We start from the raw sequence: 22,881 nt of genomic DNA, 5'->3' as shown, positions 1-22,881 counted from the left end.
ATTACTTGGAGCCCGACAAACATGTCGGGCTTCTTATTTTGAAAAAGTATGAGAAAGCTGTACTCTAATTACATATCCTCTTTTAGAGGCTTTTCAAAAGAAATTTGGATACTGGCCTTGGTAACACTTATCAATAGGGCTGGAACCATGGTATTGCCTTTCCTTACAAAATACCTGAAGGAGGATATTCAATTCACCTTGAGTGAAGTAGGAACTATTATGATCTTTTTCGGGTTAGGTTCTATGGCAGGTTCTTGGCTAGGGGGCAAAATGACTGATAAGGTCGGTTTCTATAAAGTAATGGTTTTTAGTTTACTTGTAAGTGGCTTTATGTTCATAGGGTTGCAATATATCCGGACATTTTGGGGGTTTTGTTTTGGTATATTTGGTATTATGAGTGTAGCTGATATGTTCCGCCCTGCCATGTTTGTTTCATTAAACACCTATGCAAAACCTGAAAATCGCACACGGGCCTTAACACTTATCCGTTTAGCTATAAATCTTGGTTTTTCAGCGGGTCCTGCAATAGGAGGGTTAATTATCATATCTATGGGATATCCAGGGCTTTTTTGGATAGATGGCATCACATGTGTTATAGCTATTGTTATTTTTGTTCTACTTGTAAAAGAAAAATATCTTGAAATACCTCACGAAGCAGTTTCAAAAAAAGCCATCAATTCTTTTTTAAAGGACACTCCCTATCTCATATTTCTTATGGTAAGTTTCATAATGGCAGTTGTCTTTTTTCAACTATTCACAACCATTCCATTATACCATGCCGACGTATACCAACTTAGCGAATTTGAAACAGGATTGTTACTGTCACTCAATGGAATATTAGTGTTTGCACTAGAGATGCCCTTAGTACATCATGCTGAAAAGCTAAAAATCAATAACCTGAAGATTGTAGGGGGAAGTATGATATTACTTGCAATGGGGTTCCTCATTATGGCTTTTGAAGGGTGGATAGGCATTCTAATTATTAGCATTGTACTGCTTTCCGTTGCAGAAATGTATGGTTTTCCTTTTGGTAATGATTTTGCCATGAAGCGTTCCCAGTTAGGCAAAGCGGGCAATTATATGGGAGCCTACACCATGTCATTCTCCTTGGCACATATTTTATCTTCCAAGACCGGTTTATTAGTTATTGAGAACTATGGCTATACTGTTAATTGGATATTTATGGGTGTATTAAGCATAATCGGATTTTTATTCTGTGTATTTTTACGAAACTATTTAAAAAAATCAACAATATGAAGAAAGTACTATCGATTATAATCATCACTGTACTGTTTATAACCGGATGTAAGCAAAATGAACCTCCCCGTCAAGAAGATCATAAAAACAGAGAAGTTTTTCAAAGGGTTTTACCTGAATTGAAGCCTGACCGGTACAATGTGGCTTTTTTGATAATGGATGGTACATTTAATACCGAATTTACTGCTCCGTATGATATTTTTCAACATACGCAATATCGTGACAGTATTAAACAAATGAATGTGTTTACAGTTGCTAATACATTAGAACCTATTACTACTTTTGAAGGAGTTCGTGTATTGCCTGACTTTGATTACACAAAAGATTCGCTTCCCGATATCGATATTTTAGTAGTGCCCAGTGCAGAGCATCATTTAGATACTGATCTGAAGGATGAAGTGATGCTGAATTTTGTGAAAAAAGTAGCTAAAGAAGCCTTATTTGTCACTTCTCATTGTGATGGCGCTTTTGTATTGGCAAAAGCAGGGCTACTTGATAATGTTGCTTCAACTAGTTTCCCGGGAGATCTTAACAAGTATAAAGCTATGTTTCCTGAACTAAATATTAGAAGTGATGTTTTTTTTGTTCATGATGGAAAGTATATTACTTCTTCTGGAGGTGCTAAAAGCTTTGAAGCAGCTTTGTATTTATGCGAGCACCTATATGGTGTAGAAATTGCACAATCGTTAGCAAGTGGATTGGTTATTGATTGGAAACTTGAGAATGTTCCTCATTTAATTATAAAGAAAGATTAGTCAAAATATTTATTCATTAAGTTTTTATAGGCTTCTTTGTTCAAAAATGGAATAAATTCTTTCGTGGATTCTATCCGGTTTTTATCATCAAGTCCTTTTTCTATCGCCTTTTCAAGGTTAATTATAAAGTTTTCCTCGTCATATTTTCTGGCATAATCACGAGCTAACCTATAATATGCAAAAGGATACTCTGGGAGTATTACTGTTAACAATCGGTTACAATAAAGTGCCTTTTCATATATTTCATTTTCCATATAAAAATTAGCAGGTTCATAAACCATCGCAAACAGCATATAACGAATACGTTGTCCCATCCGCTTAACTTCTCCACTAGCCTCCTCAATATATATTTTATCAAATTTCTCAATTTCCTTATTCCACCATTTAAATTCTTTAATTGCTTTTGGAGTTTCCAGTTCTTTATAAAACCTATCCCTAAATTTTCTTACAATAACAATCTCTTCTTCTAATAATCTATTATGTATTTGTTGCTGTTTTTTATATAGCTTATTTTTTTTCAGCTGACTATATTTATGAGACAATGTATCAGTGTTCATATATGTACGAAACGAAGACACCAACCTTTTGTATTCCCATCCCATTCGGTATAGGTCTTTTTGATTTTTTAAACTATCAATCCATTGATAATTTCGATAAAAAGCTACTTCTATAATACTATCATTCCTTTTCCGTATACCTTTCTTATATGCTTGAATTTCTAACCAATCGAATGCACGTATTATTTGATCTGATGGCGGCCAATTGTGTTCATCATCATAAGTAAACAATTCATTTTCTATGGTTACTCTGTCCAACCATTGAATATTTTCTATCATTTCTCTATAGTTCATATCACGATAACCTACTAACCCTACATATGAAAATGCCCCCTCAGACGGGATATGTTCGGGCTGAGAAGAGAATCCTCCTCCACATGCTATCACTCCCTGAATTTCCCCTGTAAGTACTGCAACAGTAACTGCTAGCCTAGAGCCCCCAGAAAATCCGGCAGTATACACTTGATTTGCATCTATATCAAATTGATTAAAAACACTCGTAAAAAGGCTGTTTAATATCTCAAAGTTTTTTTCATAAGGGCCATTTTTTGAATTGTTTGAGCATATCAGAATATAATTGTATAACTCTGCGGCTTCAATAAAAGGCTCAACCCCTACTCGCCCTCTGGCTGCAGGTTCATATATAAAAACAATAGCCGACTTCTCAACAGGGTTATACGATCTGGGAAGGTATAATGCAAAGGTTTCCCCTGAATCCTTATCCACGGGTATTGAATCTATAATTATACCCTTCTCATAAGAGACTGTTTGTCCATATATGCTTGGCGCAAATAAAATTGTAAATAATAGTATACGATTAAATAGCTTCATCTAGAAAAAATTAATCAAAAATATCAAAATATAGTATAGTAATAAATACCTTGTATTTAGAAAAATACAGCTATTTTTTTGATTATCTTTACCATAATTCTCACAATAATACATTTCCTGATGAAAAGATCTTTCTTCTTTTTTTTGACGCTTTCAATTATAATATTTAATGGACATGCGCAAAAAATATCTAAAAATAAAAAAGCGGCTATCGCTTCTATAGAAAATCATAGTGATGCTCTTATAGAACTAAGTGATCAAATATGGGCTGCTGCAGAAACCGCCTTTAATGAAAATGAATCAGCTAAGCTACTAGCAGACTATGCAGAAGAAAATGGTTTCAAAGTAGAAAGAGGTGTTGCCGGTATACCTACCGCCTTTGTAGCCACTTATGGTTCGGGAAAACCAGTCATAGGAATTTTAGGAGAGTTTGATGCTTTACCTGGAATTTCACAAAAGGCTGTTCCCATTAAAGATCCATTAGTGGAAGGTGCTGCCGGACATGGGTGTGGACATAACCTATTTGGAACAGGAAGCCTTGGGGCTGCCATTGCTATAAAAGAGCTTATTGAACAAGGAGAAATCAAAGGAACCATTAAATTTTTTGGAACCCCAGCAGAAGAAAAGTTCTTTGGGAAATTATGGATGGTGAGAGAAGGATTGTTTTCAGATGTAGATGTTTGTATGGATTGGCACCCTTCAGCAGAAACCAAGGCAGATGTACAAAGTTCATTAGCGTTGGTAGACTTTACCGTAGAGTTTTACGGACAGGCGGCACATGCCTCTGCAGATCCTTGGAATGGCCGGAGCGCTTCCGATGCTCTAGAATTGTATACTACAGGTATTAATTATTATAGAGAACATATCAAGCCTACTGTTCGAATTCATTATCACATACAAGATGGAGGGCAAGTAGTCAATGTTGTTCCCGATTATTCAAAAATATGGGTCCGGGTAAGAGACACTAAAAGAGAAGGGTTAATGCCCGTTTATGAGCATGTTCAGAAAATGGCTAATGGGGCTGCTATAATGGCTAATGTTGACTATAAAATATCGCTCGTCTCTGGTATCTATGAATTACTGGTAAACCGTACAGGGGGAAAAGCGATGCAAGAAAATTTAGAGTTACTGGGGCCTATAAAATATACTGAAGAAGAAACAACATTTGGCAAAAAGATCCAAGAAGCCACTGAGAAACCAATGGTAGGGATGGATAGTGCAATACGTCCTTTAGAAGAAACCCTTGAACATCCAGGAGGAGGTTCTACAGATGTAGGCGATGTAAGTTGGGTAGTACCTACCATTAGATTAGGAGTTACTACTGCACCAAAAGATACTCCTTGGCATTCATGGGCAGTAGTAGCCTGTGGCAGTATGTCTATAGGACATAAAGGGATGAAATATGCCGCAAAAGCGTTAAGTATGACGATGCTTGATCTTTATGAAGACCCTAAACTTTTAAAAGCCATAAAGGAAGAGTTTAAAAACCGAAAAGGGGATGCTATCTATAAAGGAATGGTACCGAACGGCCCTCCACCTATCAACAGTAATAAATAATGTCATAAAATATTCCTGATTAGGCTATTAAATCAAAATGAAAAAAGATATCTAGGTTTATTATTTTTTGAATTTCTATAAACCCTTCTTTGAGAAGAACACTTATTTTTTTATATCCTTTCAATCTTAGCCCCAATAGCTTGTAAACGTATATCAATATGTTCATACCCACGGTCTATCTGTTCAATATTATGAATTGTAGAAACCCCTTTGGCAGAAAGTGCTGCAATTAATAACGAGATTCCTGCCCGGATATCAGGAGAGGTCATCATAGTAGCTTTTAAGGTTGATTTAAAGTCATGACCGATAACAGTGGCACGGTGTGGATCACAGAGAATAATTTTTGCACCCATGTCAATTAACTTATCCACAAAAAACAGGCGGCTTTCAAACATTTTCTGATGGATCAGCACACTCCCTCTGGCCTGTGTTGCTATTGTGAGCATTACACTCAATAAATCAGGTGTAAATCCCGGCCATGGTGCATCTGAAATAGTTAGAATAGAACCATCAATAAAATTTTGAACTTCATACCCCTCTGTATGAGAAGGGATATGAATATTATCATCTTGTTGTTCTACCGTAATACCTAATTTTTTAAACACATTCGGAATCTGGCCTAAGTGCTCCCATCCTACATTTTTGATAGTAATTTCACTCTTAGTCATCGCAGCTAACCCTATCCAACTCCCTATCTCTATCATATCCGGTAAAATAGTGTGCTCACACCCTTTTAAATTAGCGACCCCATTTATTGTTAACAGATTAGATCCTACACCTTTGATATCTGCCCCCATGCGGTTCAACATCCTGCACAGTTGCTGCAAATAAGGTTCACATGCTGCATTATATATGGTTGTGGTTCCTTCAGCCATAACGGCAGCCATGACAATATTGGCTGTTCCGGTTACAGATGCCTCATCTAAGAGCATGTATGCCCCTTTCAACTTATCAGCCTCTACACCATAGAAACGCTCTTCTTTGTTATACCGAAATTTTGCCCCTAGTTTTATGAAGCCTTCAAAATGAGTATCTAATCGACGGCGGCCTATTTTATCGCCTCCGGGTTTAGGGATATATCCCTTTCCAAAACGTGCCAAAAGTGGCCCCACAATCATAATAGAGCCTCTGAGACCCTTTCCGTCCTCTTTGAATTGTTCAGACTGAAGGTATCCTAAATCAATAGCATCTGCCTGAAACATATAGAACCCCTTCCCTATTTTTTCAATCTTTACACCCAGCTTTTTGAGTAGCGATATAAGTTTGTTGACATCTACTATGTCTGGGATATTGTGAATAGTTACTTTTTCAGGAGTTAATAAAACAGCGCATAAAATTTGCAATGCTTCATTTTTAGCACCTTGTGGAGTTATCGTCCCTTTTAGTTGATGACCTCCTTCAATCCTGAATGTTCCCATGAAATGATCTGGATTTAATAGCGTTTTTTACTTCTATTGCTTCGGCTCTTTTTCTTTCCGTTTGTATTTCGGGATTTTGAGAGGCTTTTCATTAAATCACTACTATCTGTAAGATCCTCATTCCATTTAGAAAGGTTTATTTTCCCTTCACTCAATTCATATAAATGCTTAAATATTACCTCATCTTCTACAGTATCCTTATTCCAATTAAGATAACTCTTCTTCATGTGGTTGGCAATAGTATACTTCAATGCTTGTTTAAGATCACTCTCCTCCCAACTATTTGCCACATCAATCATTCTTTTAATATTGTTCCCATAAAAGCGGTATTTGGGATGGTTTTGTGGGTAATTTAATCGTTCGGGGCGCTGCATCAAGACTTCTTTTGAGGGTTTTGGGAATGGAGAATCTACATCAAGCCTAAAGTCTGACATAATAAAAAGTTGATCCCAAAGTTTATGCTGAAAATCAGAAACATCCCTCAAGTGAGGGTTCAAATTTCCCATTACAGCAATAATGGCTCGGGCCACTTTGTTTCGCTCTTCTTTATCTTCAATAGCCGTTGCATGATCTATCATTTTTTGGATATGCCTTCCATATTCTGGAATAATAAGCCTTGATCGCTCTGTATTGTATTCTATGTGATCTATCAAAATTATCTAGTAATTATATTATAGGAATAACTGAACATTAATTATGTGTGTGCAAAGTACTAAAAATAATGTGCATTACAAGGACATGACCCCTTCTATTTTACTCACCTCTTTGTATTTTTCAATGACTGCATCGGGATTCTTTAAGTTCACTACAATTGAAATACTTGTGTAGCTTCCCTTTGCTGATTGCTTGGTATTTATCACAGCTCCGGTATTGTCAAAAATAGTTTCAATCTGCTGTATTTTTTCGTCATCTGTTGGTACAATAAATTTATACATGTAATCTGAAGGCCATAAAGTACTGTTAGCCAGTTCCTCTTTCAAACGTATATAAAAATCATTCTCCTTATTATTTTCATTCATAATCGGTCGTACATATAACAATTCACAAAGATAAGTATTTCCATTTTTAAGTTCGAGTAGGATTTTATTAATTTGCCTTAATAAAGCAACTCCTTTTGAACACTAAAAAAATAGTTATAACCGGAGGGCCCAGTACTGGAAAAACGACTGTCATAGAGGCCCTACAAAAAAAGGGATATATATGTATGCCTGAAATATCAAGACAGATCACACTAGATGCACGCCAACAAGGGGTTGATCAACTATTTTTATCAGACCCGCTATTGTTTAGTCAAAAAATCATTGAAGGACGTACAGAACAATTTTTTAAAGCAGGTACTTTTCGGCAAGAGATTGTGTTTTTAGACAGAGGGCTTCCCGATGCATTAGCTTATATGGAGTATGCTAATAATACTTATCCGGATGCTTTTATAAAAATATGTGCAAATCATATTTATGATGCTGTTTTTCTATTGCCTCCATGGAAGGCTATTTATACATCTGATAATGAGCGCTATGAAAATTTTGAACAAGCAGTTATTATCCATGATCACCTTGAGGATACGTACAAGCGGTTCGGATATAAATTAATTTATGTACCTACAGGCACTATTGATCTTCGGATACAGTTTATATTAGATACTATCACAAGTTTATGATACAACCTCTTGAGATATTAAAAATATATTGGGGTCATGAAACTTTTCGCTATCCCCAAGAAGCTATTATAAATAGTGTCCTGAAAGGTAATGATACATTAGCATTGTTACCTACAGGTGGAGGAAAATCTATTTGCTTTCAATTGCCGGCCATGGCAAAAGAAGGAATTTGTATTGTAGTCTCTCCGCTTATTGCACTCATAAAAGATCAGGTAGCCAATTTAAAAAAACAGAATATAAAAGCTGTTGCCCTTATTGGTGGATTGAAACATAATGAGATAGATGCGCTTTTAGACAATTGTATTTATGGAAATTATAAATTCCTATACCTCTCTCCGGAGCGTTTACAACAAGAATTGGTACAAGACCGTATTAAGCAAATGAATGTTAACCTGATTGCCATTGATGAAGCACATTGTATTTCACAATGGGGAAATGACTTTAGACCTGCATATAAACAATGTGCTATATTAAGAGAGATTGTACCTCAAACTCCTGTTATCGCCCTAACAGCCTCTGCTACTCCAAAAGTTATCAACGATATTATTAGTGACCTGCAACTCAATGATGTTTCATTAATAAAAAAATCATTTGCAAGGCCCAATATTGCATATCGTGTACTAGAAGAGGAAGATAAACTATATCGAATAGCCGCCATACTTAGAAAAAATAAAGGATCGGCCATCATCTATGTCAGAAATCGAAGGGCAACGACAGATATTGCTACCCATTTAAACAACCAAAGCATCACCGCAACTTACTACCATGGCGGAATGTCTGCTGAAGATAAAAGCAATAATTTTCAAGCATGGCTACAGAATAATGTTCAAGTAATAGTAGCTACTAATGCCTTTGGAATGGGAATAGACAAACCCGATGTACGTACAGTTATCCATATGAGCTTGCCCGATACCATTGAAAATTATTTTCAAGAAGCAGGAAGGGCTGGAAGAGACGAAATCTATGCACAAGCCATCCTCCTTAAAAATAAGAACGATGAAATTCAGGTAAAAAAACAATTCTTAAGTACGCTTCCTGATGTTAATTTCATTAAGTTACTCTATAAAAAACTGAACAACTATTTTCAAATTGCTTATGGGGAAGGAGAGAATGAAACAGTTGCCTTAAACTTTAACCATTTTTGTCATACCTATCAGCTCAATACAATGCTAACCTATAACGGCATACAGTTATTGGGTAGGCAAGGGGTTATTTCCATTTCTGAAAATTTTCAAAAAAAAACAACCATTCGCTTTCTAGTAAGCAATCATCATTTGTTTAATTACCTTGATAAAAACCCCAATATCGAACAGATCATAAAAACAATATTAAGGACTTATGGGGGTATTTTTGATTATGATACTAAAATCAATACACTTCTAATGGCCAATAAAACCAATAAGGAAGAACATACCATTATAAATACGTTAGAACAGCTTAAGAAAGATAACATTATAAGCTATCATGCACAACACACCGATATTGAAATTTTGTTTTTAGTGCCCCGGGAAGATGAAAAAACAATCAACCCCATTGCGAAAAACATTGAACAACAAAATAAACTCAAAAAAAAGCAAATAGCTGCTGTCATTGAATACAGTAATAATAACAGAACATGCAAAAGCATTCAGCTATTAAAATATTTTGGAGAAGAAAACCTGAATTCCTGTGGTATCTGTTCTGTGTGTGTATCTAAAAGCAAAAAACTCACAAAAAGTACTATTGACTCGATAAAAACTCAGATTACACAAATACTAAAGGTACAGTCTAAAACCTCCAGAGAGCTTACAGAAATACTTACCTTTAATGAGCAAAACGTGCTATACGTTTTAAGAATGATGACAGAACAAGGTTTAGTCATGCTCAATACTAAAAATCAATATATTAATACAAAATAAGGAATGAGAGAACTACGCATAGTATTTATGGGAACACCTGATTTTGCAGTAGATACATTAAAAACCTTAGTAACAAATGATTATACTGTTGTTGGGGTAGTTACAGCTCCCGACAGACCTGCCGGAAGAGGACGGAAAATTCACCAGTCAGCAGTGAAAAAATATGCCACTTCCCAAAACCTTACTATATTGCAACCTACTAATCTTAAAGAACCTGCTTTTATAGAAGGCCTCAAAAAGCTTCAGCCCAATTTATTTATTGTAGTAGCATTTAGAATGTTACCTAAAGTAGTTTGGGAAATTCCGGAATACGGAACTTTTAATTTACATGCTTCACTCCTTCCCAACTACCGGGGGGCTGCACCTATAAACTGGGTTATCATAAATGGTGAAGAAAAAACAGGGGTCACTACTTTCTTTATTGACGAAAAAATAGATACCGGAGCTATTATCTTACAAAAAGAAGTCCCTATTGGTAAAGAGGAAACTGCCGGAACATTGCATGATAAATTAATGAAAGTAGGGTCAAAATTAGTCCTAAAAACCGTAGAACTGATAAAAAATGACATTGCAGAAACCACTAAGCAAGAAAATCCTCCCTATTTAAAAACCGCCCATAAAATTCATCGAGACACCTGTAAAATACATTGGAAAGAAGACGTTGAAACTATTTACAATAAAATTCGGGGACTGAGCCCCTATCCCACTGCATGGTGCTACCTCCTTAATAAAGAAGACAAAATTCCAATAAAGATATATAAGGCTGCCTATGAGGAGGGTTTGCATAATTTATTGGCAGGTAGCATTATTATCGATAAAAAAGAGGTCAAAGTAGCTGTTAAAAACGGATATATCATTCTACATGAAATTCAATTCCCGGGAAAACGAAAAATGACTATTGGAGAAATCCTAAATGGATATAAATTTGAAGCCGATGCACAAATGCAGTAAACCCTATGTCAATACTGTGTTTCTTGGAATTTTAAAGAAAAACCTTATAGATTATTAACAAAGCTATTAAGTTATCAACAAAAACAAGCATTTCCCTTGATTTTACTTGCATGAAAGGGAAATCCCTATAAATTTGTTAGACAGAATAAAAAAAATAACGTTTAACCGAGCAATTTTATTAAAACTTAAATTATGAACAAAACAGAATTAATCGATGCTATGGCAGCAGACGCAGGCATCACAAAAGCAGCAGCAAAAAAAGCATTAGAGTCTTTCTTAGGAAACGTTGAAAAATCACTTAAAAAAGGTGGAAGAGTTTCTCTAGTAGGATTTGGTTCTTGGTCTGTATCTAAAAGAGCAGCAAGAGAAGGAAGAAACCCACAAACTGGGCAAACTATCAAAATTGCTGCTAAGAATGTAGTTAAGTTCAAAGCCGGAGCTGACCTTAGCAGTGCTGTAAACTAATTAACCGTAATAAAAATAATGGAAAACACCCACTATTGGGTGTTTTTTTCTTTCCTTATATCGAAATAATATCCTTAAAATTTGATTTTCATTATTTTTTACCTAGATTTAATAAAAATTGGACGTTCACATGGTCTCATTAAAACCCCAAAAAGGATGTTTACTTATTGCGGAACCTTCCATTATAGGAGATATTTCTTTCAATAGGTCTGTCGTACTTATTGCTGAGCATAATGAAGAAGGCTCCATAGGTTTCATCCTCAATAAACCACTTTCTTTTACACTCAATGAATTAATTCCTGAGATAGAGAAACCATATAACATATATAATGGGGGGCCCGTAGAACAAGACAATCTATACTTCATACATAGTGTACCTCACCTCATTAATAATAGTGTAGAGATATCCAATGGTGTTTATTGGGGTGGTGACTTCGAAAAAGTTACTGCATTAATCAACAAAGGAGCAATAAAAGAATCTGATATAAGGTTCTTTTTAGGTTATTCAGGATGGGAAGTTTCACAACTAGATGCCGAATTGGCCTCCAACTCGTGGATCGTTATAAAAAACAAATACAAAGACACTATTATTAAAAAATCGCATGATTCTTTTTGGAAAGAAAAAATGGTGGAATTGGGAGGTGATTATTTGTTATGGTCAAATGCCCCTGAAGACCCTTCAATGAACTAAGAAAACCTAGCTATTGCGTTTAACTTTCCTAACAACTCACCACCAACCTTCGACGCATAAAGCTTTTTTCGATATTTATATACCGATTGAATCCCTATAATTACATTAGTGATAAACAATTCGTCTGCCTTCTGAAGCTCAAAAGGTGATATCGAAACTTCTTCTATATCATAATCTTTTGTCTTATCAATAATCCGTAGTATTTGTTTCCTTAAAATACCATTTAAACAACCATCCGTTAAAGGGGGGGTTTTTATGATAGACCCCTTTACCAAAAAGATGTTTCCATTTACAGCTTCTACCACATTTTTTTGCTGATTTAATAATAAGCAGTTATCATAATTGTTTTCTTTTGCATAAATCCCTGCCAACACATGAATTAGCTTATTATTTGTTTTTAATGTACTCAATAAGCCTGGGTTTACCCAATGATCTTTAAAAAGTGCTACTTCATGTTTTGAGTCCAACTTTTCATAAAAGACATTACTAATCTCGTTAGCCTCAATAACACACGAAATTGTATTGATTTCAGGTGTATAGAACCCTCCATCATTTCTATAAACAGTAAGTCGAACCCGAGTTGCCGATTCTTGAAGTTTATTTGAATTAATTGTTTTCTGTATCTCATTTTCGAGATACTCCATAGTAAAATGCATAGGGATATCCATCCGCATGATCCTCATAGATGCCATCAACCGTAAATAATGGTCTTCCCAAAAAAACAATTTTCCATTTACAACCCGAATGGTCTCATACAAAGCATCTCCATACCTAAGCCCTCTATTTGCTACATTGAAATATTGTGCATCTTTTTCTAGTAACGTACCGTTAAAATTTATCATAAAAAAACCTTGATATAAAATCAAGGCAAATATAATTTATTTTGAAAGGATCCTTATGTAGACCCCAACACATGTTTTAAATCTGATATTTGGTTTTCCCATAACATTTTCGATTCATCGATCTCATCTTCATCTGCAAAATCAGTAACCATTAACGAAACATCTTTCGTAATCTCGTCAACAACGATCCGCATCTCAAAAAAAGTGTTTTCATCTTCCTGTTCCGACCATTTAAATTTAACCAGCTCCCCACTCTTTTTTCTTATAAGTTTTGCCTGTTCTTCACTATCATCCCAAATAAAAGTAAATAACTCTCCTCTTGAGTTTACATTATCAGCAAACCATTCGGAAAGCCCAGATGGAGTAGACAGGTATTGATACAGTAACTGTGGAGATGATTGAATGACGAACTCCAGTTCATACTTAACTTTATCTTGCATTCGATTTTTCTTTAACGGTTACCAATATAATTATTTCTATCGTAATACATGAAAGAAATCATTGAAAATATTTTACTCTATTGATTTGAGGTACAATAAATTTGTTTCTATATTTGCACGCACTTATTAAAAGTCATCTACGGCGAGGTAGCTCAGTCGGTTAGAGCGTCGGATTCATAACCCGGAGGTCACGGGTTCAACTCCCGTCCTCGCTACAAAAAACCACTCTTTATTTGAGTGGTTTTTTTTGTAAAAAGAGCAGTGCCTGTATTGACACTGCCCTCTTCAACATAACTAACCAAACTTCACATTATGAAATGTCAATCAACCGCTTTGCCTTAGGCAATGCTTCTTTCCGTTTCGGAAGGGTTACTTTTAAAACACCTTCTTCATAACCGGCATTAATTTTTTCTTCATCCACTGTTTCAGGAAGTGTGAAGGCCCGTTTAAATGAGGAGTAACTAAACTCTCTTCGGGTGTAACGTCCTTCTTCATCTTTTTCATCACTTTCTTTCTTGCTTTCAGATGAAATGGTAAGCACATTATCATCTACTTCAATGACAAAATCTTCTTTTTTCTTTCCGGGAGCAGCTAGCTCAAGTGAAAAATCAGTCTCCGTTTCTTTAATGTTCACCGCCGGCACATTTACTCCAAACTCTTGTGAGTTATCAAACCAAGCCGGTTTTAAAAATTCATCGATAATCGATGGAAACCATACATCCTTGTTGTTTCTTTTTACCAGGTTCATATTACAATATTTTAAAAGTTAAACTTGTTGTTTTTTGAGATCATATCATATACGACAAAACATGTTCCAATGTAAATAATGTGTCATTATGGCATTTTTAATATGTTAATCAATGTCAAAAAGTCAGTTTTAATATATGATAATACTTCTATTTTTGTATTCAGAAAAATAAATAATGATCTACAGAATAAGACAACGGTTTATAAAATCATTTCAGAAAAAACAGTTGTTATCATTGCATTAACCCACATGGCTTTTACATTTTTACCACTCTTCTTTTTTCCGGATATTTCTTTTTCAGAAGCACCTCTATCGTTGAGTATGATTGGCCAGTACATCATTAAAAACCTGATTATTGTATGTGCTTTAATATATATTTATCCCAGAAAAGGGTTAACATGAAAATGTACCTGCCCGAAACTAAAAAAGCCGAATCAATTAAAATTCAGCTTTTTTATATTACTTAGATATTATTACCTTCTTTATGCCAATACTTCTTTCACCTTATCAGCAGCTTCTTGGAATTGTACGGCTGAGTGTACTGCCAATCCTGAATTATCTATTAGTTCTTTAGCTATTTCTGCATTGGTCCCTTGTAAACGGACAATAATAGGTACTTTAATAGCATCTCCCATGTTTTTATAGGCATCTACAATACCCTGTGCTACACGGTCACAACGAACAATACCTCCAAAAATATTTACCAATATTGCTTTTACATTAGGGTCTTTTAAAATAATACGAAAAGCTGTTTCTACCCGTTTCGCATCCGCAGTTCCGCCTACATCAAGAAAATTAGCAGGAGCACCTCCGGCTTGTTTTATCAAGTCCATTGTTGCCATGGCAAGCCCGGCACCGTTTACCATGCACCCTACATTCCCATCAAGGTCGACATAATTCAACCCGACTGCCTTTGCTTCTACTTCTATGGGGTTCTCTTCACGAAGATCGCGCATCTCTGCATAATCTTTATGACGGAACAATGCATTGTCATCTATGGTAACTTTGGCATCTACTGCCATAATTTTATCGTCAGAAGTTTTTAATACCGGGTTTATTTCAAACAGAGAAGCGTCACTCTTCTCATAGGCTTGATAGAGTGAACTTACAAATTTTACCATTTCTTTAAAAGCATTTCCACTCAGCCCCAAATTGAAAGCAACCCTTCTTGCTTGGAAAGGCATTAATCCAACCGAAGGGTCTACTTCTTCCGTAAAAATCAAATGTGGTGTTTTCTCTGCAACTTCCTCAATGTCCATTCCTCCTTCAGTAGAATACATAATCATGTTCCTGCCTTTGCTCCTATCAAGCAATACAGACATATAAAATTCCGATGTCTCACTAGGCCCCGGATAATAAACATCTTCAGCAATCAAAACTTGATGTACCTTTTTCCCTTCTTTAGAAGTTTGAGGAGTTACCAAATTCATCCCAATAATGGCTTCTGCTATTTCTTCTACTTCCTTTAGGTTTTTAGCCAATTTCACTCCCCCACCTTTTCCTCTTCCTCCGGCATGTACCTGTGCTTTTATAACATGCCATCCGGTTCCTGTTTCTGCTGTTAATTGTTTAGCTGCCGAAACTGCTTCTTGTGCATTATGGGCTACTATTCCCCGTTGGATACGCACGCCAAAACCGGCTAATATTTCTTTACCTTGATATTCATGTAAATTCATAATGAAGTATTCGATGTTTTAGTGGCACAAAAGTAACAAACGTTGCCTTATAAACCCAAAAATTATTTTTGTTATAAATATAACTTTTTGTTGTTTTTGTAAAATATTATTTCATTTTTTTCTATGGGTATACTTTTTAATATAGTTTTGTCATCACAATTTATCGGATATATGAATACGAATGATTTACTACAAATAACTGAAAAGTATGGCAGCCCTGTTTATGTATATGATTCTGAAAAAATCAGCTCTCAATATAAACGGTTAACAACTGCTTTTAAAAAAGTTTCCCGGTTAAAAATAAACTACGCAGCAAAGGCCTTATCCAACCTCACTATCTTAAAGTTAATGAACAACTTGGGAACGGGACTCGATACAGTCTCTGTTCAAGAGGTAAAACTTGGTTTGCTGGCCGGTTTTAAACCAGAAGATATTATATACACCCCCAACGGTGTATCATTGGAAGAAATAGAGGAAGTAGCTGCCATGAACGTCCAAATCAATATCGATAACCTATCTATTCTCGAGCAATTTGGGGCAAAACACCCGAAAGTACCTGTATGTATCCGCATCAACCCACATGTAATGGCTGGTGGAAATGCTAATATCTCCGTAGGTCATATTGATTCTAAATTTGGCATTAGCATCCATCAAATGCCCCATATATTGCGTATTGTGGAGAACACCAATATGAAAATCAACGGCATTCACATGCACACAGGAAGCGATATTTTAGATATTGAAGTCTTCCTCTATGCGGCTGAAATCCTTTTTGATACCGCCAGAAAATTTAAAGATCTTGATTTTATCGATTTTGGAAGTGGGTTTAAAGTCCCATACAAAAAGGGAGACATCGAGACCAATATTGAAGAGCTGGGCAAAAAATTATCCAAACGTTTTAATGACTTTTGCCAAGAGTATGGCAAGCCATTGATTCTCGGTTTTGAACCCGGAAAGTTTTTGGTAAGTGAGGCTGGTTATTTTCTAACGAAAGTGAACGTCGTCAAACAAACTACTTCTACGGTTTTTGCAGGAGTTGATTCCGGGTTTAACCATTTTATAAGGCCTATGCTTTATGGTTCATATCATGATATTATAAATATTTCTAACCCTAAAGGTCGGGAACGCTTCTATTCAGTAGTAGGTTATATCTGTGAAACGGACACTTTTGCCAACAACCGTAGAATTACAGAAATCACCGAAGGAGATATCCTCTGTTTTAAAAATGCAGGAGCTTATTGTTATACTATGTCTAGCAACTACAACTCTCGTTACCGCCCTGCAGAAGTATTGTTTCATGAGGGAAAAGCATATCTGATCCGAAAAAGAGAAACATTTGACGACCTCATTAAAAACCAGGAGGGCACTAGCGTAGATTTTTCAGATAAAAAGTTAGTAAAAGCTTAAAAACAATATCTCTTTAGTGCTTTTCGTTATCTTTGATATGTTATAAATCATTCTCATGAAAACGCTTCGTGTATTTATATTGTTCATTGTGTTAATGGGGACCTCTGTTCATGCCCAGTCCGGAAGTATTGAATGGTTAACATGGACTGAGGCGGAAAAAAGGGCTACTTCTGATACAATCCCAAAAAAAATCTTCATTGATATTTATACAGATTGGTGCGGTTGGTGCAAACGGATGGATAAAGTCACCTTTAACAACCCTAAAGTAGCTGAATACATGAACAAAAACTTCTACATGGTGAAACTTCATGGAGAAGGAAAAGAAGCTATTGAATTTAGAGGGACTACTTTTGAATACATCCCTCAAGGGAGAAGAGGTTATCATGAACTGGCCGCTGTGTTAATGCAAGGCAGAATTGCCTATCCTACTACTATTTTTCTAGACGAAGATTACAATATGCTGTCCCCTTTGCCGGGATATTATGAGCCCGATGAATTTTTAAAGGTTGCCAAATATTTTGGGGATAATATATATAAGGAAAAAGAGTGGTCAGTATATGATGGTTCTAAATAGAACATATCAATTCCTTTATTTCCAATTTCATTTTATCCCCTATTTATAAGCTCTATAGTAGCCCGTTGCCATGCCTCGTCAAATTCTTCTTGCGTACAGGGCACATAGCATTCATTGGTAATGTAATGTTTATTGGGCAAATAATTTTTCGTGAGTGAAATGCCAAAACTACCATACTCTACATACATATTCTCTTTCTCATTAAGCAACTTTACATATAGCTTGTTAAAACATTTTAAATACAACGGGTATTCAATCATTTTTAATTTTTGTTCAATAAGCCGGTCAGTGTTTATATAATGTGTATGGGGGGCATCCGTGGTTTTCTTTTCCATAAGTAATGCTGTGTGTTCCATATTTTATTAGTTTTGTTATTAATAATAGCTAATTTAATATAAAAATACATAATTTTTTATGTATTTACAAAACAAAAATAAACTTTTTAAAGTTGGGAGTAAAAGAAATTATACATATCCTTAAAAAAGAAGGTATTACCGGTTATGAGATTGCTAAAGCAACTGGCCTTACAGAGGTAGGCGTGAACAAAATATTAGCCGGAAAAACCAAAAAGCCCCATACAAGTACTGTGGCTATACTAAGAAATTATATAGACCAGCACCTTAACACAAATAAGAAGAAAACATTAGATGATTTTTCTATTGAAGAAATTGTTGCCTACTTACATGAAAATGAAGAAAATAAAAAGTTCAATGAGAATACTGCTTATAAAATGTTCTTGAAAATTAGACTTCAGCGTGAGGTGATTGATGAACTGATAAAAATGAAAACTACTAGAGAAGATTTGTTAAAAAAGATGAATAAAAATTAACCATTTTGTGGTATAATATTAAAGTCTAACAACAGTAATTCAACTTGTAGGTCGCTTATCAATTTACTGTTCTTTTCAATTTCTTTCTCCATTTCTTCTTTTATTTCCTCTATTACTGTATTCTCAGAACTTTTAAGTTCTTTTTTTTCAATATAACCGGAATCAGATAACTTTTTTAATATTTTATTTTTTTTATAAGCGTCCATCTATTAAGTATTTATTCAGGCAAATTCCACATTAATTTACATTATCTAGTGTTTCATAAAAATCTTTTTCAAATGCGTCGGCATTATCTTTTACCGTTTCATCAGATACTTTGGCTTTGTCGTGAATCTCAGCATAGAGTGCCTTAACAGCGACTTTCTTATAATGTACTTGGCGTACCCTAAAAACAAAGGCAATTAAATTTTTTATCGTATAGCGGTTGGTAATAAAAATTTGAAAAAGAAATTTATTGAAGATGTATATGACATACGCAATAACGAGTGCACTTACAGAGAACATAGCATAGTACGCTGATTTTGGAAAGTCGCTATGCGTATTGAATACCCAAAGTAGAAAATAAATACCAACGGCGGCAAACAGCCCACCAACAATATTTACTATCCGTACCACACTTTTGTGCTCTTTAGCAATAAAATTTCCAATAAATAATAAAAAAGCAGCACAAGAAAACAGAGCAAAGTGATTTCCGAAAGAGTATAAGAACCTTCTAAAATTAGTAAATCCTATAAAACCCTCAGTAGAGTTTCTATTAAATATTATATGCCAAAAAGGGGCAGTAGCCCCTATAAAAGCTACCACCCCAAGTAGTATAACAAATAGTTTAGTTTTTACTTCAGTTATAGTTGTCTTTGTCTGTTGGGATTTCAACTTCATCCTTATCTATCGTTTGTAGCTCAAAATCTTCGTCCAAGCCTTCATTGGTACATGCCGGTGCAAAGAAAAGAGCTGTTAAAATTGCTATTAATACAAAATACTTTTTCATTTTAATGGATTTATAGTTTTTACTATTCGAAAAATAAGCTATGAACCACACTAAAAATGAACAAACACAATTATAATCTTTTCTATCTTATAAGAAAGAAAATACTGTAATTATGACCACTAATTTATATATTAATTTGGATTATAAAAATTTATTTGTAAATATTTCATACAATTCTATGTAAGCCTTTTTTGTAGTATGGATTTACCGTAAAAATACAAGCTATATCATTTCGAACCTCTTGCAGGACAAGAGTGAGACATCTAATTAAGCATGTAATAAGCTTTTTTTAAGTTTCTAATGAGATTTCTCCCGATAGCTATCGGGACGAAATATTTGATTATCAATAGTATAAAATTCTCGACTACGCTCGAATTGACAGAAAAATTTACTTTTCAGACAGCTTCCTTCAATATTGATTTTTAGCGCTGTACTACTACGAGAAAAATAATCTGAAATAATGAAGAGTAACGCCATCGACACTAAATCCCTTTGAAGAATAACAAGAAATATTAGTTAAAAACCTCGTTAAGCACTTTAGCAAGCCGTAACCCTCCTTTTTGAAGTTGGAGTTTTACTATATTGAAGTGATCGTACATATAGCGATAGCCTAATTTTTCTCCAACATTTGCCGATGGATAAACTTTTTTTGCAAGCTCCTGGGACTCATATACCCAGTCCATCAAACTACCTGCTTGTATCGCTTTTCGCTCTTTTTTGCTTAGCTGTGGCAAATTTGCTGCTAACTCTGTATAGCTCATACCGTAATGATCAATCATGTTACTGTCCCATACACGGTGTAAATTGCTCCCGCTGCCAAACCATCGCACCTGAATATCGTTTCCCCCCTTATCTTCAGTTCTTCCTACGTGAAGCGGTTGGTGAAGGTCTCCTATAAAATGAACTAGCAACTTTAAATAAAACGATTTATCCTCTAGAGAAGCAGTATCGCTTTTCAACACTTCTATACATTTTTCAATTCCCATAATAAGGTCTCCATATTCACTGGGCGCCTCCTCTCCATATTTTTTGTCAAAAGGAAAATTTACATAATGCCACGGGCTAAAACCTCTAAACCGTTCATCTGACTTTATATCGTCTGCATGGTTGGACACTAATGCCAATCCTTCTCCATCCAATAATTTTTTAATCTGTCGTTTTGCCTTTCCGGTCAGGTGAGCCTCTGCCACTTCTCCAACAACCCTATGGCCTGTTTTCCCCCAATAATAGGTATTTGCCGAAACTGTTGCCGTAATTATAAAAGCTATGAATGCAATTCTTTTTTTCATCAAAATTATTTTTTCCAAAACTAAACATATTAATATTATCACATTGTTAAAATTATAAATCACATATTTCTTACAGTCCAAAAAAAAATATAAATTATGTTAAACCTATACTTACATCTCTGAAATTATAGTTTCTTTGTAGCTTAAAAGTAGGTCTCATGAAAACAAGAAATCATATAAAAGCTGTCTATTTTGTGCTTCTAAGTGTTGTACTTTTAAGCTGTACCCCAAAAATTAACGATGCTGCCAATGCAGTGCCCATAGAAACAACTATCGATTTGGTAAATGTGGTAGATGATAAAGTAATGGTAACGATTGACCCGGGAAGGTTTACCTCGGAAACTGTTATGTTCTACATTCCAAAAACGGTGCCGGGCACCTACAGTACGGATAATTATGGGCAATATATTGAACAACTGACTGCACTTGATTATGATAATAATCCTATACAAATAGACCAAGTTGATGAAAACACATGGCGTACACAAAACGGTACTGCGTTAGATAAAATTACCTATTGGGTCAATGACACCTATGATTCGGAAACCGAGAAAGAGGCCCCTGTATTTTCTCCCGCAGGTACTAACATTGATGAAGGTGATAATTTCGTATTAAACCTTCATGGTTTTGTAGGTTATTTTGACGGGTTAAAAGGAAATAAGTATGAAATCACCATTCATTCACCTAAAAGTTTAGTAGGTTATACCACTTTAAACAAAACCACCAATGCTTCAACGAATACTGACTTTAATATAGATGTCTATACAGCGAACCGCTACTTTGAAGTTATTGATAATCCCATTTTATATGCCGTTCCAAATTCAGAAACCTTTCAGGTAAACGATATTGAAGTTACATTAAGCGTCTATTCGCCCACAAACCTATATAAAGCATCTGACATTAAAGATGATATGGAAAAAATGATACGGGCCCAAAAGGCTTTTTTAGGCCCTATCAATAGCACTAAGAAGTACAATATTTTACTTTACCTTACCACAATGGAGCCTACAGACGCTCAAGGGCTTGGGGCTTTAGAACATCATACCTCTACTACAGTAGTATTGCCTGAAGCCATGCCTAAGGAGGGTATGGTTGATGCCATGATCAATGTAGTAGCACATGAGTTTTTTCATATCGTGACTCCATTAACGATCCATTCTGAAGAAATCCACTACTTTGATTATAATAACCCAAAAATGTCGGAACACTTATGGATGTATGAAGGTGTTACCGAATATTTTGCCAAACTTTTTCAAATTCAACAAGGGTTGATTGATGAAGCTGCTTTCTACAAACATATGATGGACAAAATAGACCGTTCAAAAATATTCAACGATGCTTCATCATTTACAGAAATGAGCAAAAATGTATTAAAAGACCCTTATAAAGATGACTATGCCAATGTGTATGAAAAAGGTGCCCTCATAGGAATGTGCATTGATATTCTAGTACGTGAAGAAAGTAATGGGGAAAAAGGGATCCTTTGGCTAATGAAGCAATTGTCAAATAAATATGGCCGGGAAAAACCTTTTAAAGATGAAAATATTGTAGCCGAAATTATAAAACTAACATACCCCTCAATTGGTGATTTCTTTGCAAAACATGTAATAGGCGGAACCCCTATTCCTTACGAAACATACCTTGGTAAAGCAGGGCTTATGTTTGATGCTTCTCAAGAAGAAACTGGATACTTTCTACATGGCCAAAACCCTTTTATCAATGTCCATCAAGACACAGGGGAAATCTTTTTCAGGGACGATATCCCCTTAAATAGTTTCTTGGTTGAATTAGGGGTAAAAGGCAACGATATTATTAAATCCATAAATGGTATGGACTATTCTCTTGAGAATATACGTGATATGATAGGCACTTCCTTTGCATGGAACCCCGGAGATGAGATTAATATGGTTGTTTTAAGGGATGGTGAAGAAGTTTCGTTGAAAGGGACCGTATCCAAACCTACCGTAAATGTAAATACGCTAATTCCTGCTCCAGATGCTACAGAAGAACAGCTTGCGTTGCGAAATGCCTGGATGAAGGGGATATAGTTT

General features: G+C 35.3%; 26 protein-coding genes and 1 tRNA gene. 13 read left to right on the top strand and 14 right to left on the bottom strand.

Going from position 1 to position 22,881, the window contains the following annotated elements:
* Positions 1 to 48: 48 nt before the first annotated feature.
* Both WBG21_RS03550 and WBG21_RS03545 read left to right on the top strand, forming a co-directional pair.
* Complete coding sequence (locus tag WBG21_RS03550) at positions 49 to 1,257, top strand: MFS transporter (protein ID WP_340074874.1); 1,209 nt, start codon at positions 49 to 51, stop codon at positions 1,255 to 1,257.
* The gene (locus WBG21_RS03545; RefSeq protein ID WP_340074872.1) at positions 1,254 to 2,012 is read left to right on the top strand and encodes a DJ-1/PfpI family protein; all 759 of its coding nucleotides are present in this window, start codon (positions 1,254 to 1,256) and stop codon (positions 2,010 to 2,012) included. The genes WBG21_RS03550 and WBG21_RS03545 overlap by 4 nt, the downstream gene beginning before the upstream one ends.
* Here the strand turns inward: WBG21_RS03545 and WBG21_RS03540 are convergent.
* Complete coding sequence (locus WBG21_RS03540; protein ID WP_340074870.1) at positions 2,009 to 3,400, bottom strand: hypothetical protein; 1,392 nt, start codon at positions 3,398 to 3,400, stop codon at positions 2,009 to 2,011. The genes WBG21_RS03545 and WBG21_RS03540 overlap by 4 nt on opposite strands.
* Positions 3,401 to 3,520: 120 nt before the next feature.
* Between WBG21_RS03540 and WBG21_RS03535 the strand changes: the two genes are divergently transcribed.
* Positions 3,521 to 4,957, top strand: a complete 1,437-nt coding sequence (locus WBG21_RS03535) for an amidohydrolase (RefSeq protein WP_340074868.1) — start codon at positions 3,521 to 3,523, stop codon at positions 4,955 to 4,957.
* Positions 4,958 to 5,067: 110 nt separating this feature from the next.
* Here the strand turns inward: WBG21_RS03535 and murA are convergent, their stop codons facing one another.
* The 3 genes from murA to WBG21_RS03520 form a co-directional block, all read right to left on the bottom strand.
* Positions 5,068 to 6,375, bottom strand: coding sequence for a UDP-N-acetylglucosamine 1-carboxyvinyltransferase (gene murA, locus WBG21_RS03530; RefSeq protein ID WP_340074866.1), 1,308 nt, complete (start codon positions 6,373 to 6,375; stop codon positions 5,068 to 5,070).
* 14 nt (positions 6,376 to 6,389) lie between these two features.
* Positions 6,390 to 7,028 carry a DUF4290 domain-containing protein gene (locus WBG21_RS03525; RefSeq protein WP_340074864.1) on the bottom strand — a complete coding sequence of 213 codons (639 nt, stop codon included), beginning with the start codon at positions 7,026 to 7,028 and terminating at the stop codon, positions 6,390 to 6,392.
* 75 nt (positions 7,029 to 7,103) lie between these two features.
* Positions 7,104 to 7,394 (bottom strand): DUF493 family protein, encoded by a 291-nt coding sequence (locus tag WBG21_RS03520; RefSeq protein WP_340074862.1) that lies wholly within the window; start codon positions 7,392 to 7,394, stop codon positions 7,104 to 7,106.
* Between the two features lie 95 nt (positions 7,395 to 7,489).
* Here WBG21_RS03520 and WBG21_RS03515 point away from each other — a divergent pair, with 95 nt between their 5' ends.
* The 5 genes from WBG21_RS03515 to WBG21_RS03495 all read left to right on the top strand — a co-directional run bounded on the left by WBG21_RS03515 (position 7,490) and on the right by WBG21_RS03495 (position 12,037).
* Positions 7,490 to 8,032 (top strand): AAA family ATPase, encoded by a 543-nt coding sequence (locus WBG21_RS03515; RefSeq protein ID WP_340074860.1) that lies wholly within the window; start codon positions 7,490 to 7,492, stop codon positions 8,030 to 8,032.
* Positions 8,029 to 9,930 (top strand): RecQ family ATP-dependent DNA helicase, encoded by a 1,902-nt coding sequence (locus tag WBG21_RS03510; protein ID WP_340074858.1) that lies wholly within the window; start codon positions 8,029 to 8,031, stop codon positions 9,928 to 9,930. The genes WBG21_RS03515 and WBG21_RS03510 overlap by 4 nt, the downstream gene beginning before the upstream one ends.
* A 3-nt stretch (positions 9,931 to 9,933) precedes the next feature.
* Positions 9,934 to 10,881, top strand: coding sequence for a methionyl-tRNA formyltransferase (gene fmt, locus WBG21_RS03505; RefSeq protein WP_340074856.1), 948 nt, complete (start codon positions 9,934 to 9,936; stop codon positions 10,879 to 10,881).
* Between the two features lie 192 nt (positions 10,882 to 11,073).
* Complete coding sequence (locus tag WBG21_RS03500) at positions 11,074 to 11,346, top strand: HU family DNA-binding protein (RefSeq protein WP_340074854.1); 273 nt, start codon at positions 11,074 to 11,076, stop codon at positions 11,344 to 11,346.
* A 130-nt stretch (positions 11,347 to 11,476) separates the two neighbouring features.
* Positions 11,477 to 12,037, top strand: a complete 561-nt coding sequence (locus tag WBG21_RS03495) for a YqgE/AlgH family protein (protein WP_340074852.1) — start codon at positions 11,477 to 11,479, stop codon at positions 12,035 to 12,037.
* On the opposite strand, the gene WBG21_RS03490 is transcribed toward WBG21_RS03495, so the two are convergent.
* Positions 12,034 to 12,879, bottom strand: coding sequence for an aminotransferase class IV (locus WBG21_RS03490; protein ID WP_340074850.1), 846 nt, complete (start codon positions 12,877 to 12,879; stop codon positions 12,034 to 12,036). The genes WBG21_RS03495 and WBG21_RS03490 overlap by 4 nt on opposite strands.
* A 53-nt stretch (positions 12,880 to 12,932) precedes the next feature.
* Positions 12,933 to 13,319, bottom strand: a complete 387-nt coding sequence (locus WBG21_RS03485) for an START-like domain-containing protein (protein WP_340074848.1) — start codon at positions 13,317 to 13,319, stop codon at positions 12,933 to 12,935.
* A gap of 141 nt (positions 13,320 to 13,460) precedes the next feature.
* On the opposite strand from WBG21_RS03485, the gene WBG21_RS03480 reads away from it, so the two are divergent.
* Positions 13,461 to 13,534: transfer RNA gene (locus WBG21_RS03480), tRNA-Met, on the top strand.
* A gap of 95 nt (positions 13,535 to 13,629) precedes the next feature.
* On the opposite strand, the gene WBG21_RS03475 is transcribed toward WBG21_RS03480, so the two are convergent.
* The 3 genes from WBG21_RS03475 to sucC form a co-directional block, all read right to left on the bottom strand.
* Positions 13,630 to 14,067: an Hsp20/alpha crystallin family protein gene (locus WBG21_RS03475; protein WP_340074846.1), complete on the bottom strand. Its 438-nt coding sequence runs from the start codon at positions 14,065 to 14,067 to the stop codon at positions 13,630 to 13,632.
* Positions 14,068 to 14,267: 200 nt separating this feature from the next.
* Complete coding sequence (locus WBG21_RS03470) at positions 14,268 to 14,408, bottom strand: hypothetical protein (RefSeq protein ID WP_340074844.1); 141 nt, start codon at positions 14,406 to 14,408, stop codon at positions 14,268 to 14,270.
* A gap of 141 nt (positions 14,409 to 14,549) precedes the next feature.
* A complete protein-coding gene (gene sucC, locus WBG21_RS03465; RefSeq protein WP_340074842.1) occupies positions 14,550 to 15,743 on the bottom strand; it encodes an ADP-forming succinate--CoA ligase subunit beta in 1,194 nt (397 codons plus the stop codon).
* 171 nt (positions 15,744 to 15,914) lie between these two features.
* Here sucC and lysA point away from each other — a divergent pair, with 171 nt between their 5' ends.
* A complete protein-coding gene (gene lysA / locus WBG21_RS03460; protein ID WP_340074840.1) occupies positions 15,915 to 17,150 on the top strand; it encodes a diaminopimelate decarboxylase in 1,236 nt (411 codons plus the stop codon).
* Positions 17,151 to 17,205: 55 nt separating this feature from the next.
* Positions 17,206 to 17,724: a thioredoxin family protein gene (locus WBG21_RS03455; protein ID WP_340074838.1), complete on the top strand. Its 519-nt coding sequence runs from the start codon at positions 17,206 to 17,208 to the stop codon at positions 17,722 to 17,724.
* 32 nt (positions 17,725 to 17,756) lie between these two features.
* Here WBG21_RS03455 and WBG21_RS03450 read toward each other — a convergent pair whose 3' ends face one another.
* Positions 17,757 to 18,080 (bottom strand): hypothetical protein, encoded by a 324-nt coding sequence (locus WBG21_RS03450; RefSeq protein ID WP_340074836.1) that lies wholly within the window; start codon positions 18,078 to 18,080, stop codon positions 17,757 to 17,759.
* 92 nt (positions 18,081 to 18,172) lie between these two features.
* Between WBG21_RS03450 and WBG21_RS03445 the strand changes: the two genes are divergently transcribed.
* Positions 18,173 to 18,553 (top strand): helix-turn-helix domain-containing protein, encoded by a 381-nt coding sequence (locus WBG21_RS03445; RefSeq protein WP_340074834.1) that lies wholly within the window; start codon positions 18,173 to 18,175, stop codon positions 18,551 to 18,553.
* On the opposite strand, the gene WBG21_RS03440 is transcribed toward WBG21_RS03445, so the two are convergent.
* The 4 genes from WBG21_RS03440 to WBG21_RS03425 form a co-directional block, all read right to left on the bottom strand.
* Complete coding sequence (locus WBG21_RS03440; protein WP_340074832.1) at positions 18,550 to 18,759, bottom strand: hypothetical protein; 210 nt, start codon at positions 18,757 to 18,759, stop codon at positions 18,550 to 18,552. The two genes, WBG21_RS03445 and WBG21_RS03440, sit on opposite strands and share 4 nt — an antisense overlap.
* Before the next feature lie 31 nt (positions 18,760 to 18,790).
* A complete protein-coding gene (locus tag WBG21_RS03435; protein WP_340074830.1) occupies positions 18,791 to 19,432 on the bottom strand; it encodes a hypothetical protein in 642 nt (213 codons plus the stop codon).
* Complete coding sequence (locus WBG21_RS03430) at positions 19,392 to 19,541, bottom strand: hypothetical protein (protein ID WP_340074828.1); 150 nt, start codon at positions 19,539 to 19,541, stop codon at positions 19,392 to 19,394. The genes WBG21_RS03435 and WBG21_RS03430 overlap by 41 nt, the downstream gene beginning before the upstream one ends.
* A gap of 512 nt (positions 19,542 to 20,053) precedes the next feature.
* On the bottom strand, positions 20,054 to 20,830 hold the full coding sequence (locus WBG21_RS03425) for a S1/P1 nuclease (protein WP_340074826.1): 777 nt from the start codon (positions 20,828 to 20,830) through the stop codon (positions 20,054 to 20,056).
* Between the two features lie 158 nt (positions 20,831 to 20,988).
* Between WBG21_RS03425 and WBG21_RS03420 the strand changes: the two genes are divergently transcribed.
* Entirely contained in the window at positions 20,989 to 22,878 is a 1,890-nt protein-coding gene (locus tag WBG21_RS03420) for a M61 family metallopeptidase (protein WP_340074824.1), read from the top strand.
* Positions 22,879 to 22,881 lie beyond the last annotated feature (3 nt).

The sequence above is a fragment of the Leptobacterium meishanense genome (assembly GCF_037645805.1).
In the GTDB taxonomy this organism is placed as follows: Bacteria; Bacteroidota; Bacteroidia; order Flavobacteriales; family Flavobacteriaceae; genus Leptobacterium_A; species Leptobacterium_A meishanense.
Note: the sequence above shows the minus strand (reverse complement) of the source record. Positions and strands in the feature narration are given on the sequence as shown.